Genomic DNA, 13,951 nt, shown 5'->3' with positions numbered 1-13,951 from the left:
CTTTCGGAGGCACAATGCTTTACCGTCTAGCCAGAACTGGCTTTTTCCAACTCGATGCCGAGAAGGCACACGATCTTGCAATCAAGAACTTCCAACGCTTTAACGGCACACCACTTGATCTCTTCTACCGCCAACAATTACCAACTCGTCCAGTTGAGTGTATGGGACTAACATTCCGTAACCCAGTAGGTCTTGCGGCTGGCTTAGATAAAAACGGTGAATGCATTGAAGCATTTGATGCCATGGGCTTTGGCTTTGTCGAAGTTGGCACAGTAACACCTCGTCCGCAACCAGGGAATGATAAACCACGCTTATTTCGCTTAGTCGAAGCTGAAGGTATCATCAATCGCATGGGCTTTAACAACCTAGGCGTTGATAATTTGGTCGAGAATGTAAAGCAAGCAAAATTCAACTGTGTTCTCGGAATTAATATTGGTAAAAACAAAGACACACCAATTGAGAAAGGGGCAGAGGACTACCTGATTTGTATGGAGAAAGTGTATGAGTACGCAGGCTACATTGCGGTTAATATCTCATCACCAAACACTCCGGGTCTTCGTTCACTTCAATATGGTGAAGCGCTTGATGAACTACTTTCTGAATTAAAAGCGAAACAAGCGGAACTTTCAGAGAAATACAACAAATACGTCCCGCTAGCATTAAAAATTGCGCCTGATTTGAGTGACGAAGAAATCTGCCAAATCTGCGATTCTTTATTGAAAAACAATATAGATGGTGTGATCGCGACTAACACAACTCTGGATCGCACGATCGTAGAAGGAATGAAACACGCCAATGAGGCAGGTGGTTTAAGTGGTCGCCCTGTGCAATCACGCTCTACGGAAGTCGTACGTAAGCTTCATGAAGAGCTAGGAGACAAACTTCCAATTATCGGTGTTGGTGGTGTGGATTCCTATGTTGCAGCCAAAGAAAAGCTGATGGCAGGCGCTAAACTTGTTCAAGTCTACACCGGCTTTATTTACCACGGCCCAGGCCTAGTACGTGATATTGTTAAGAATCTTTAACATACACATCAAAAACCACTGAAAAATCAGTAGCTATTACATAAAAAAGAGGACTTTGTTTCCTCTTTTTTTTTATCCGTTCGTTTGTAAAATTTAAAAATCACGAGTAGGTAATTAAGCGTCTTACCTCTTTACCACTGATTTAACTAGTCAAGAGAGAACGGAATAATGCTTAAACCCAGCGACAAATGGAATTGGTATTTTGACGAGCAAAAAGCTTGCTTAATGCTGGATCTGGGGGAGGAAATGATTTTCCAAACCAATTTATCCCGAAAATTGTTGGTTAACTGTGCCTTCTCAAACAATGAATTTACCGTTGATGACGCCAGTGCATTCCAAACGTTTAATGAACGTATTCGATGCCTCGACATCAGTGAATACCGCCAAGCTGAGTTAACACTGTATTGTGTTGCGGCAAAGCGCTTTCATAAACCTGTACAGCCTAAAAGCTGGTTCTTTGACGCACAGTCCTCAGGTTACGAGCCTGAAGAAGGGGACATGGTCTTTCTAACAAACCAATATTCTGATGGCATGTTCATCGTGTTAGAACCAGGCGAGACGTCGAGCTTATGTGCTTATGTTAACCAAGAAGCGTTTGTGCTTGATGGCAATAAGGCGCTTCAGTTTGGGCAGCCGATTAAAGTAATGCATGACCGCATGGCTTGTGCAAATCACCTCTTTGCAATAACCCCTATGGCAATGGTGGGGTAAACCTGTTTAATTTTTTCTTTATTTCGTTCCTTTGTTTGCATTAGTCGACCTCGTTAGGTCGATTTTTTTTGTCCTTTCCTTTGATACTAGATCCCCATCAGCCATGAAACTGTATGTTTTCTATGCATGCAAACATGAAGCTGGTCACTTTTATTTTACTTATTTCAATCTGATGACTCCCTTAACTAGGCAACCTAGCGCTTAAAATGACCCTATTTATTCCCCTATAAGGCAAAAATGTAAGTAACTTACATCAATAACCATTGCCTGGTATATACCAAAATTCATGTAAATAAGTATTCACTTCTTTCCAAGGGAACAAAATTTCGTTCGTGAATAAAAAATACTCAAATTGAAGATGTTGAAAGTTTCAGATCATTTTGTTGGTGATGATTTGAACTAACAGGTGGGGAAATTCCTTTAAAAACGAGGCATTGATCGTAAAGTCAGGTATAATTGAAGCCATTTTTTATCAGCGAAAGAACACTATGAATCAATATCTCGCGGTAACTTCAAATGGCATGGAAAATTTGCTTGTTGAAGAACTGACTAAACTAGGCATTGAAAATGCGAAACCAGTACAGGCAGGCGTAAAATTTAAAGCGACAAACGAACAGGTTTATCGCTGTTGTTTGTGGAGCCGTTTAGCGTCTCGATTTGTACGTGTTTTATCTGAGTTCACGTGTAACAACGACATGGACTTGTATTTATCTACATCTGCTATTAACTGGGTTAACCAATTTCATAGCTCTAAACGTTTTGTTGTGGACTTTAACGGCACAAACCGTGAGATCAGAAATAGCCAATACGGTGCGATGAAAGTCAAAGATGGCATCGTAGATTGCTTTGAAAATAAAGGTTTGCCGCGTCCCAACATCAGTAAAGAACGCCCAGATGTTCGTATTCACGTTCGTTTGCATAAAGATAAAGCGTTGCTTGGGATCGATATGGTAGGCAGTGGTTTGCATCAGCGTGGCTACCGACCAGAATCGGGTCGTGCCCCGTTACGTGAAACGCTTGCTTCTGCGATTATCATGCGTTGTGGCTGGGATGGGCATCAACCATTACTCGATCCAATGTGCGGTTCTGGTACTTTGCTTATTGAAGCTGCGATGATGGCTGCCAACATGGCTCCTGGCGTTAAGCGAAAGCAATGGGGTTTCGAAGTGTTGGAAGACTTTGAACCAGAGACTTGGGCAGAGATTAAATCAGAGGCTAATGTTCAAGCTAGACGAGGTGTCAAGAAAGTTGACGCTAAGTTTTTTGGCTTCGATAACGACCCTAAAGTATTAAAAGTTGCTCAAGAAAACGCGCGCAGAGCAGGCGTTGAAGAATTGATTGAGTTCGCACAAGGTGATGCTGCAACCATTACTCGTCCTGCAGGATTCGAACACGGTGTTATCGTTTCAAACCCACCTTACGGTGAACGTCTAGGAACTGAGCCGGGGCTAATTGCGCTCTACACCGCATTTGGTGGACAGCTAAAATCTGAGTTTGGTGGATGTAAAGCCTCTATCTTCTCGAGTTCAGACGAGCTGCTGAGCTGTCTTCGTATGCGTGCTGATAAACAATTTAAATTGAATAATGGTGCGTTACCTTGTCACCAAAAGAACTACAGTATTGCGGAGCGCAGTGCTGATGAGGTGAAGGGTGCTGATACTAATGTTCAAATCGCACCAGACTTTTCAAATCGTTTAAAGAAAAACATTGGCAAGATTGGCAAGTGGGCTCGTAAAGAGAAGCTTGATTGCTACCGAATCTATGACGCTGATCTTCCTGAATACAATGTGGCAATAGACGTATACGGCGATCAAATCGTAATTCAAGAGTATGCTGCGCCAAAAAACATTCCAGAAGAAAAAGCAAAACGTCGCCTAACGGATATCATTCGTGCAACGATTCAGGTGACAGGTGTAGAGGCGAACAAAGTTGTACTGAAAGTTCGTGAGAAGCAGAAAGGTCGAAGCCAGTACCAAAAATTAGGTCAGGTATCAGAGACGCTTGAAGTAAACGAGTACGGTGTGAAGCTGATCGTAAACCTTCATGACTATCTAGACACTGGCTTGTTCTTGGATCATAAGATCACTCGTCGTCGCTTAGGTGAAATGGCGCAAGGTAAAGATTTCTTAAACTTGTTTGCATATACTGGGAGTGCGACGGTTCACGCAGCGGTTGGTGGCGCTCGTTCCACAACGACTATTGATATGTCAAATACCTACTTGAACTGGGCGAAAGACAATATGCAGCTTAACGGCTGTGTAGGACGTCAGCATCGCTATGAACAAGCAGACTGTTTGCAATGGCTAGAAAACGCGAAAGGTGAGTACGACTTGATCTTTATTGATCCACCTACGTTCTCTAACTCTAAGCGTATGGAAACATCATTCGACGTACAACGTGACCACATTAAACTGATGAAGAATCTTAAACGTTTACTAAGAAGTGAAGGCACTATCGTATTCTCGAATAACAAGCGCCACTTCAAGATGGATGAAGAGTCGCTGGCTGAACTTGGTTTGAAGGCTCAGAATATTTCTTCTCAAACGTTACCATTAGATTTTGCGCGTAATAAACAGATTCATAACTGTTGGCTAGTAACGCACGCGTAGTATAAACAAAAGGATTAATACGTGCTGATATTGTATAGCACGGAGGGATGCCATCTTTGTGAGATGGCATTTGCTCTAGTAGACCAAATTGGTTTGGCCGAGCAAACAGATATCATTGATATTGCGTTCGATGATGCACTGTTTTCTCGTTACGGCGTCACAATACCCGTATTAAAGTATCAAGATTCTGAGTTGAACTGGCCGTTTGACTTAGAACAACTCACACATTGGTTGGATAATAATGGCATTACTTACCATTCATAACGCACAACTTGCATTTGGTGACCACCCATTGCTGGACAAAGCGGAGTTCGCTCTTCAAGAAAACGAACGCGTTTGTTTAGTGGGTCGCAACGGAGCAGGTAAGTCCACGTTAATGAAAGTGCTTGCCGGCGACATTTTGTTGGACGACGGCAAGATTCAAATCACTCAAGACGTCGTTGTTTCTCGACTTGAACAAGATCCACCGCGTAATCAAGAGGGTACGGTTTACGAATACGTATCTGGCGGTTTGGCTGAAATCGGCGAACAACTGAAGATCTATCACGATCTTCTCGATCTTGTTGCTCAAGATCCGAGTGAGAAAAACATCAACCGTTTAGCCAAGGTTCAAGAGCAGCTTGACCATTCTAATGCTTGGCGTTTTGATGACCGTGTTAAGAACGTACTTGGTGCTTTAAAACTAAGTCCAGAAACTAAACTGACCGATTTATCCGGTGGTTGGCAACGTAAAGCCGCTTTAGCTCGCGCGCTGGTTTGTGACCCTGATGTATTACTTCTTGATGAGCCAACAAACCATCTTGATGTAACAACTATCGAATGGTTAGAGAACTTCTTAAAAGACTTCAAAGGCTCGATCATCTTTATTTCTCACGACCGTGCGTTCATCAAATCAATGGCAACACGCATTGTTGATTTAGATCGCGGGCAATTAGCTTCTTTCCCTGGTGATTACGACAACTACCTAGAAGAAAAAGAAGAGATGCTCCGCGTTGAAGAAATGCAGAATGCTGAATTCGACAAAAAGCTTGCTCAAGAGGAAGTTTGGATTCGGCAGGGCATTAAAGCACGCCGAACTCGAAATGAAGGTCGTGTACGCGCATTGAAGAAACTTCGTGAAGAGCGTCGCGATCGCCGGGATGTCCAAGGCAAAGTTAACCTTAATATCGATGATGCTTCACGTTCAGGGAAAATTGTATTTGAAGCAGAAAACATATCTTTTGCTTACGAAGGCAAGACAATCGTCGACAACTTTAGCTTTAACATTATGCGCGGTGACCGTATTGCACTTATCGGACCAAATGGCTGCGGTAAGAGTACGGTACTTAAATTGCTATTAGGGCAATTGGAAGCGCAGTCTGGTCGTTTACACTGCGGAACAAAATTAGAAGTCGCGTACTTTGATCAGTACCGAGAGATTTTGGATCCAGAAAAGACAGTGATCGATAACTTAGCGGATGGGAAACAAGAAGTAATGGTTGGGGGACGTCAGCGTCATGCGCTGAGTTATCTTCAAGACTTCTTATTTGCACCTAAGCGCGCAAGAACCCCGGTTAAGGCGCTCTCTGGTGGTGAGAAAAACCGATTACTGCTAGCTCGTATCTTGTTGAAACCAAACAACTTACTTATTCTTGATGAACCAACCAACGATTTGGATATCGAAACGTTGGAACTTTTAGAAGAAATGCTTGCCAACTATCAGGGCACATTGCTTTTAGTTAGCCACGACCGAGAGTTTGTTGATAATACCGTTACCACAAGCTGGATCTTCGAAGGAAACGGAGTGATTGAAGAGTTTGTTGGTGGTTATCACGATGCAAGACAGCAGCGTGAACAGGCATTGGCGGTTCGTCAAGCGGTTGAAAAGCCAGCGAAAAAAGAGAAAGTGGTTGAGGAAACTCCCAAAACAACTCAACCTAAGAACAACTCGAAGAAGTTATCGTATAAGCTGCAAAGAGAATTAGAAGCTCTACCAGCTAAACTAGAACAATTAGAGTCGGATATCGAGGGCCTTCAGGAGCAAGTGAACGATCCAGAGTTCTTTGCTAAACCTGTAGAGCAAACTCAGCCGGTATTGGAACAGCTTGCTGCACTAGAGCAGGAGTTGGAAATCGCATTCGAGAGATGGGAAGAACTCGAAGCAATGCAACAGGATAGTTAAGAATTCAATGAATTGTAGTAATAAATTCAAATTGACCGCCATTGCAATGATGGTTGGTACCACAATGAACGCACAGGCGGCATTGTATCAAGTGGTTGAGGTTTCACCTCAGGATCATGGTTCAAACGGTGACTACCAAACGGCTTACGGGGTTGCAATTCAACAGGGCGATGCAGGTACAGATCCTTCAACAGATTCACCTTTCGCTTTAGGCTGTTTTGATTCTGCGGCAAACTGTACGCCGGAAAAGTTTAAGCTTGCGATGGAAACTCGCACAACACCTATTTCAGCGACACAAGCCGTGGATGGAAATAGCTATCGTGAGGAAATTCCATTTGGATTGGACGCAGGCTTTTATTACATCCAAGAACTCAAAGATTTTGAACGTTACTGTTATAACCAGCTTCGCTATTCTACTTGTGACTCTTGGGCTTCTGTAAACTGGACCCCATGGAACAAAGAGCGTAGTAAAGACTTTACTTCTAATGCGTTAGCATTTGTAGAAGGCGATTCTGCTGCTTATAAAAATGAATATAACAATGTTATCAATCAGCTTACCGAAGATGGTGCCGCTGTCGGTAATCAAAGTAAAGTCAACAGTGAAAACAAGTCGACACTGGAAACAAGAAATACAGTCGTAGCACCTATTGAACCAAATTTTGTTACAGGTGATAACGACGCAAGCGTTGTGCAAAGCCACGCTTGGAAAACCGATGGCACTTTTACCGTTGGTAGTGTATCTCGAACAGCAAGCAATACCAATGGCGCTCACCACACATCGAAAGCAGCTATTTGGGATCAAAGTGGAACCGTCAGTGAGTTGGCTTGGCCAAGTGGCACATCTAAAGATGGAGAAAGACTGGCTCAAGGAAGCATGCGTGACCTTGTCACAGAGGGAACAACGGTTTACGGCGTGGGTTACAACACATACAGTGATGATAACTATCTGAATGCTACTGTTTTTGTCGGAACCCTAGAGGCAGAAGGTAGCGTTGAAAACGCAACTTGGAAAAACAAAGTTGTTGTAGGAGCGAGACAGCGTGAGGGCGATGATACGGTTCATACAAACTCACGATTAACCGATGTTAACTCAAATTTTGTTGCTATTGGTGAAGCAAAACGTTCGGGCGGATACTTAATGCCAACGGGCTCTGCTCCGAATCGTCTCTTTATCGTAAATGATGTTCGTAAGGATTCTATTAACGCTTTTTACCCAAGTACCGGAATTTTCTTCAGCGGTGCGGGCGGTAAGATGGGCGGGATCAACTCTTACAATGAAATTGTCGGACAACTTGATGCGGAAACGACGCGTGAAGACGATGGTAAGCCACGTCGTAAGCGCGGTTTTATCTACCCATATAGTGTAGGTGGTGAGACTAGTGAACGTGCTTCAACACTATTTAATGGAAAAGCTTGGTTCCTAGATAGTTTGACTAATGGCGGTGACTACTCTGAACAAAACAACCAGTTCCGTATTCTTGACGCAACCGATATCAACGATGCAGGTGTGATTTCTGGTACCGCGATGAAATGTGCTGGCGGTTACAGTACAACAGCAAACAATGCGACATGTAGTTCTGATGAGCAAATCGTAGCTGTAAAATTGGTGCCTATTGCAGGTGCGACTGAGAAGGACATTGTGTCTCGAAGCGTTGACTCAACGACAACAGAGCGTCAAGGTGCAGGCCTTGGTTGGTTAGCTTTGACCATGCTTGGATTGTTTGGGTTCCGTAGAAAATAGTCAAAAATCGTCAGTAATTTTTAAATCAAGCAGAGGCTCACACATTTGAGCCTCTGCTTTTTTTATGCCTTGAGAAATCACTCAACTTGATCGATTCTTATAAGTGGAGTCATAAAAACTCCATCAAAGTTTCACAATAACAGCTGTACGTTAGTAAATGGACCTGTATGAGGAATTAACTATGAAGAGACAAAAGCGTGATCGCCTAGAACGAGCTCAATCTCAAGGCTATAAAGCTGGGTTGAATGGAAGGTCTCAAGAGGCTTGCCCATATCAACAAGTTGATGCTCGGTCGTATTGGTTAGGTGGTTGGCGTGATGCCAGAGATGAAAGACAATCTGGTCTCTACAAATAAACTCTCCACATACAAAAAGAAGGATTCGAAAGGGCTCTACGGAGCCTTTTCTACATTTATAGACTAGGCAAACAAAAAGGCCCCTAAATAGGAGCCTTTATAAATCGATTAAAGTCGTGATTAGAAGTTTGAAGTGTCTTGGAACAAACCAACTTTCAAATCTTTCGCAACGTAGATTTCTTTGCCATCTACGCATACACGACCGTCAGCCAAACCCATTACTAGTTTACGATTTACGACGCGTTTCATATGGATTTCGTAGGTTACTTTTTTCGCCGTCGGTAGGATTTGGCCTGTAAACTTCACTTCACCAACACCTAGAGCGCGACCTTTACCTTTACCGCCAACCCAGCCAAGGAAGAAGCCAACAAGTTGCCACATCGCGTCAAGGCCAAGGCAGCCAGGCATTACTGGATCACCAGGGAAGTGGCAATCAAAGAACCACAAATCTGGAGTAATATCCAATTCCGCCAAGATCAAACCTTTACCAAAATCGCCTTCTGTCTCAGACATTTTAGTAATACGATCCATCATTAGCATGTTTGGCGCAGGAAGCTGAGGGTAACCAGGCCCAAACAGTTCTCCTTGGCTAGAAGCAAGTAGATCGTCACGGTTATAAGAATCACGTTTGTTTTGCATTATCAATTACTCCAATTTTTGATAGCTGCATCTTAGTGAACACGTGTACGCTAAACAACTCCGATCAGTACTAGACAAACCAGTTTTTGATGCGCTGCACAATTCCTTCTGGATGCTCATGTCTTTCAAAGTTTTCAATACGTTCCGCTATTTTGCCAATAATGCTATCGTCTTCGCCTCTGAAAGGTTTATTCATAACAATCGGAATAGCTTCATCTACCGTAGAGACGGACCAAATATGGAACTCACCATTTTTAATGCTTTCTATTACATCTTTATGTAATGCAAGGTGTTTAAGGTTTGATTCCGGCATGACAACGCCTTGATTTCCCGTAAAACCCTGATGTTTACAAACCTGATAAAAACCTTCAATTTTCTCGTTCAAGCCACCGACTGCTTGCACTCGACCAAACTGATCGACGGCTCCTGTAACCGCAACTTGTTGATTAATTGGAGATTCAGATAACGCACTCACCAAGCAACAAAGTTCTGCGAGAGATGCGCTGTCACCGTCAACTTCACTATAAGACTGTTCAAATACGATCGAGGCAGAGTAAGGCAGAGGTTCATCTAATTTTAGAGCAGAGCTTAAGAAAGCTTGCATAATCATCATGCCTTTCGCATGTAGATTGCCGCCAAGTTCAGCTTTGCGCTCAACATCGGAAACATCGCCATCACCAAAGTGAATTACACACGATATTCTGGCAGGCTCACCATAGCTCACAGGGTGTCCAGCCATATCGATGACGGTTAGGCCATTGATTTGGCCAACTTGCTCCCCAGTTGTCTCAATGATGACTTGTCCATCTAAAATATCGTACACGGCACGCTGAGGAAGATAGGATTCGCGGTAATACTTGTCGTCAATCGCTTTATCTAATGACTCGTAATCTAATGTTTGGCCATCACTGAACTGGCTGGCAAGTGTTAGAAGTTGAGAATGCCACATTACACCTAACGGCAAATAATGTTGATCTTCAGTAAATCTCATACCAGCTAGCAACAGTCTTCTAAAGCCACATTCCGTTAAGTGAGGCAGCTGATATTGAGAACATATCCAGTTCACCAAACCAAAGTAATCTGTCAAATTCTGCTCTGACAAATGAATATCTTCTTCAACTTCGGTATACATGGCAAAGCCTGAACAAAAGTCCTCGTCGATATATTCTAGCTCTGCTAACTGACTTCTTTCCCCAGTTACAATCAGTTTTACATCATAAGCTTTAGATGGCGGTACTGAAGTAGGTAAGCGAGTAGGGCTTAGGTTCAGTGGCTCGATAAGGTTTTGTTGAATTGCAGACTTTATATTCGGCCAAAGTCCCGGGTTAGCCAGAATGAGATTAGCAGGTACAATCAAATAACCGTCGTCAGCTTGTGAAATCAAGCCTGGTTGGAAGGCAATATCACCACTTACATCAACACTGTAACGGTCAAATAAACGTTTGGCATCAAGTGATTCCGACAAAACAATCGCAGCGTTAGAATGACTCTGAAGAGCTTTACTGATGAACTCTCTATAGACAGAATTATCGACGCAGTTAATGAGTAGCACGCGTGTCAATCCCGACATTTTGGAAAAGCGAGATATCGTTGCCGACATCCTCGGTTGAAGATCAGTAAAAGACTTCTTTGGTAACGAAGGTGCAGACTTTAAAAGTGCTTCGTACTGCTCAAGTGAAGGTGTTACGTCTTGCCAATTAAGTTGGTTCATTAAAATTCATCGTAATTCAATCTTGCCGACATTATAACGAAATGGACTATAACACCCTAGCACCAATTTGGTTCGCTCACGGCATTCAACACTCAATGAACAATACTTAGACAAATGAGTGATCAACATCGATACTTCTAAGAGTTTTATTTGCCCAAGTAAATTATCTGGGTTACGCTGTCACTAGGTTATGTTTATGGGTCGGAATAAATGAAATATCAGCAGCTTGAGAATCTAGAGTGTGGGTGGAAATGGAAGTATCTCATCAAGAAATGGAAAGATGGTGAAGCGATTACCCGACATATTGATACAAGTGAAGCAGATGCCGCGGTTGCAGAGCTAAAACGCCTTGAACATGAGCCTACACTTGTCTTGGCTTGGATAGAAAACCACATGTCAGAAGAGTTAGACAATAAACTCAAGCAGGCTATCCGAGCGAAACGGAAACGCCACTTTAATGCAGAGCAAGTCCATACAAAGAAAAAATCCATTGATTTAGATTACCGAGTTTGGGAAAAGCTTTCTAGTAGAGCAAACGAGCTCGGTTGTACATTATCTGACGCAATTGAATATCTACTTTCTGAAGCATCGAGAAGTGAGAAAGCGAGTCAAAAAGTTACCTCAATCAAAGAGGATTTGAGTAAATTGCTATCTAGCTAGGATAGGGAGTGCCAAATGTTATATGTAATCTTAATTGCTGCCATCGTGATCTTTTGGTTGATCGCAGTTGATAGACCAGTGCTAAAAGTAAAGTTTGATAACGGCCATATCAGTAACGTAAAAGGGCATCTACCACCTTCTTTCAAACATAACTTACAAGATATTAGTGAACATAATCCGTTTAGTGGTGAAATGAAGGTATATAGCCAACGAACCGGCATGCGCTTGAGCTTCTCCAAGGACGTTCCCAAAAAAATCCAACAGCGGATTCGCAACGTTTTTCCGCATCAAGGTTTCAAAGCGAGCAAAGGCAAGAAGCGAGCTTAATTACATATCAGTTACTTAATCGTGTTAAATGGGACGCAATATAGCGTCCCATTTTCGTATCTATAGAAAAATTATTTATCATTGATTAATCAATAAGATAAACGGGCTTAAATTATGCGATACGTTGTAACTTTAATGTTCTTACTCTTCGTAAGCACTCCAGCTTTGTCTGACGACTCGGAAACGAACCCATTGGCTAAAAAGATTAAAACTAAGATTCAAAGGAAAGCGGACAATAAATTTGATGGCTACCAAGGTTATTGCGATGTCATGATAGAGATGGAACACAAAGGTAAAAAAGCAGTAATAAAAAGAGTAACCAGTAGTGGTGACAAAAAAGTTTGTCGGTATGTGAAATCCAACTTGAGGAAAGGAAAACGCTATCGTTATAAATATCCAGAAAAGTATATTCGGCTTCATATAGCCACAGGTTCGTGATTGCAATGTTGATTAGAAGCACCGGGCAGCAAGAGCGCAAAGCTTTCAGACTCGATGAACTAGATGAAAATGAAGTGGCTCTCGTGTAATTGGTTGGGAATGCAGGCTAGGTGAGATAAACCAATCAACTCGAAATGATAATCTGCAGATAAAATCAGTATGGGAAGGAATTGCAAAAAAGTTTAATGGGCTTGGATTATCAGGTATTTCAATGGCTTGCACTGGATTAGACTTAGTGATTTCAAGTCCACAGGAACCTCTATATCAGTGCGCATTGTTTAAAAACTGTGAGAACAGTCAAAGAATGGGACAAAGGGAAAACCATTCCTCCTAAGTGTAAACGGTTCATGAGAATGACAAAGGGAAAAGAACTAAGCCCATCTGACCAATGGGAACACTTTAAAATGCACTATGACAGATTGGAACTTCCGACAGGGCAGCTAGTTAGTGCTCAACAGGTTTTGACCGGAATTGCTTTGTTAGAGATAGGAGCGTTAACTGATTTGGAAGCTGCAGGGAAAGTGCTGAAATATGCTAGAGCGCTTAGAAAGATGATGTAATAAAAGGCTCCAATAGGAGCCAAGCTAGGTGTGTAGTAAGGCTTATAACGGCTCTATATTCACACTATTCCAATATTTAGAAAACCCCAGAGCTGTAACAGTAATTTTATCAAATCCTTCGGCATTATCGGATTCGACTAAGACGCTATTGCTTTTGATGAATGAATTAGTCACATATCTTTTCCCTCGTTCAGTTTCAGGGGTTAAATAGATATACGCGTAATCTACATCATTTTCTTTAACACAAAATCCAAGCATTCTAATGGGTTGCCCATTGAATTTTGTATCCTTAATTGTTAGAGGATATGTAAGTAATCATTATGCAAACATAAAAAATAGAACCATAAGTTTACATATACAAGCATTATTTCATATGATGCAAAAGGCTCCAAAGGAGCCTTTTGCGTGTAAATGTCTAACTAATAATTCTGATGAATCAATCTTCAAATACATCGAGTAGATTTGTATCGAACGAAAGTCCTTTTAGACTGTGCTCTCCACATAACGATATTAGTTTGTCATCACAATAAATTGACATACAACCTTCATCTTTTGATTTAAAGACATATTTATTTGAAAGATCGCTTTCTATAAATACTAGTTTCTCTAATAATCCTTGTTCTCCGTCAATGTCTTCAAATTTGATTTTCTGCTTGTCTTCTTCTCCAAAAGACATCACGTTGAACATGGTAAAACTTTCATCATCGATTGTAATCGGTAAGAACTCACCGTCAGAGTCAATTACATCTCGTACTACCTGATATGCATTTTCTCTCAAGACAAGGAATGTTCTCCATTTAGATATGTCTGGAATTGCTTCAGCAGATTTAAAGTGTTGAGTAAATGTTGTATTCTCATTTACCCAAACATCTCTCAAGCCTGTTGAGTCAACAGGATCTCTTCTAAGTCGCCTTAACAATTTAAGGTCATCTGAATCGAGAGCTCGCTTATAAGGGTCATGCTCTAAAACTTTAAATTCTCGGGGCTTATTTTTTAATTTGTATACAGTCATAC

General features: G+C 41.9%; 13 protein-coding genes and 2 pseudogenes. 12 read left to right on the top strand and 3 right to left on the bottom strand.

The features are described from left to right. Positions 1 to 14 precede the first annotated feature (14 nt). The 7 genes from pyrD (at position 15) to rmf (ending at position 8,602) form a co-directional block, all read left to right on the top strand. Positions 15 to 1,025, top strand: a complete 1,011-nt coding sequence (gene pyrD / locus ACWYVB_RS00295; RefSeq protein ID WP_006743218.1) for a quinone-dependent dihydroorotate dehydrogenase — start codon at positions 15 to 17, stop codon at positions 1,023 to 1,025. Positions 1,026 to 1,193: 168 nt separating this feature from the next. After that, complete coding sequence (locus tag ACWYVB_RS00290; RefSeq protein ID WP_005396505.1) at positions 1,194 to 1,736, top strand: cell division protein ZapC; 543 nt, start codon at positions 1,194 to 1,196, stop codon at positions 1,734 to 1,736. 488 nt (positions 1,737 to 2,224) lie between these two features. Then, entirely contained in the window at positions 2,225 to 4,345 is a 2,121-nt protein-coding gene (gene rlmKL, locus ACWYVB_RS00285; RefSeq protein ID WP_005396504.1) for a bifunctional 23S rRNA (guanine(2069)-N(7))-methyltransferase RlmK/23S rRNA (guanine(2445)-N(2))-methyltransferase RlmL, read from the top strand. 21 nt (positions 4,346 to 4,366) lie between these two features. Beyond that, the gene (locus ACWYVB_RS00280; protein WP_074190119.1) at positions 4,367 to 4,609 is read left to right on the top strand and encodes a glutaredoxin family protein; all 243 of its coding nucleotides are present in this window, start codon (positions 4,367 to 4,369) and stop codon (positions 4,607 to 4,609) included. Then, positions 4,587 to 6,506, top strand: coding sequence for an ABC transporter ATP-binding protein (locus ACWYVB_RS00275; RefSeq protein ID WP_047010355.1), 1,920 nt, complete (start codon positions 4,587 to 4,589; stop codon positions 6,504 to 6,506). The genes ACWYVB_RS00280 and ACWYVB_RS00275 overlap by 23 nt, the downstream gene beginning before the upstream one ends. A gap of 7 nt (positions 6,507 to 6,513) precedes the next feature. After that, positions 6,514 to 8,247, top strand: a complete 1,734-nt coding sequence (locus ACWYVB_RS00270; protein WP_457527496.1) for a DUF3466 family protein — start codon at positions 6,514 to 6,516, stop codon at positions 8,245 to 8,247. Between the two features lie 181 nt (positions 8,248 to 8,428). Then, a complete protein-coding gene (gene rmf, locus ACWYVB_RS00265) occupies positions 8,429 to 8,602 on the top strand; it encodes a ribosome modulation factor (protein WP_005377453.1) in 174 nt (57 codons plus the stop codon). A 120-nt stretch (positions 8,603 to 8,722) separates the two neighbouring features. Here rmf and fabA read toward each other — a convergent pair whose 3' ends face one another. Continuing rightward, entirely contained in the window at positions 8,723 to 9,241 is a 519-nt protein-coding gene (gene fabA, locus ACWYVB_RS00260) for a bifunctional 3-hydroxydecanoyl-ACP dehydratase/trans-2-decenoyl-ACP isomerase (protein WP_005396499.1), read from the bottom strand. Positions 9,242 to 9,311: 70 nt separating this feature from the next. Further along, positions 9,312 to 10,952 carry a Lon protease family protein gene (locus tag ACWYVB_RS00255; protein WP_367000520.1) on the bottom strand — a complete coding sequence of 547 codons (1,641 nt, stop codon included), beginning with the start codon at positions 10,950 to 10,952 and terminating at the stop codon, positions 9,312 to 9,314. 210 nt (positions 10,953 to 11,162) lie between these two features. Here ACWYVB_RS00255 and matP point away from each other — a divergent pair, with 210 nt between their 5' ends. The 5 genes and pseudogenes from matP to ACWYVB_RS00230 all read left to right on the top strand — a co-directional run. Then, positions 11,163 to 11,612: a macrodomain Ter protein MatP gene (gene matP / locus ACWYVB_RS00250; protein WP_005396497.1), complete on the top strand. Its 450-nt coding sequence runs from the start codon at positions 11,163 to 11,165 to the stop codon at positions 11,610 to 11,612. Between the two features lie 15 nt (positions 11,613 to 11,627). Beyond that, positions 11,628 to 11,939: a DUF3634 family protein gene (locus ACWYVB_RS00245; RefSeq protein WP_005396496.1), complete on the top strand. Its 312-nt coding sequence runs from the start codon at positions 11,628 to 11,630 to the stop codon at positions 11,937 to 11,939. 114 nt (positions 11,940 to 12,053) lie between these two features. Continuing rightward, positions 12,054 to 12,377 (top strand): hypothetical protein, encoded by a 324-nt coding sequence (locus ACWYVB_RS00240; RefSeq protein ID WP_031780560.1) that lies wholly within the window; start codon positions 12,054 to 12,056, stop codon positions 12,375 to 12,377. A 130-nt stretch (positions 12,378 to 12,507) separates the two neighbouring features. Further along, positions 12,508 to 12,711: pseudogene (locus ACWYVB_RS00235) on the top strand (DUF3693 domain-containing protein); the annotation flags it as partial. Further along, positions 12,653 to 12,937, top strand: a pseudogene (locus ACWYVB_RS00230) (regulator); the annotation flags it as partial. The pseudogenes ACWYVB_RS00235 and ACWYVB_RS00230, both read left to right, overlap by 59 nt. A gap of 436 nt (positions 12,938 to 13,373) precedes the next feature. Here ACWYVB_RS00230 and ACWYVB_RS00225 read toward each other — a convergent pair. Then, a complete protein-coding gene (locus tag ACWYVB_RS00225) occupies positions 13,374 to 13,949 on the bottom strand; it encodes a hypothetical protein (protein ID WP_268979612.1) in 576 nt (191 codons plus the stop codon). Positions 13,950 to 13,951 lie beyond the last annotated feature (2 nt).

The organism is Vibrio sp. JZG10 (genome assembly GCF_054064075.1).
The sequence above is the reverse complement of the archived record's forward strand: the minus strand, read 5'-3'. Positions and strand labels throughout refer to the sequence as shown.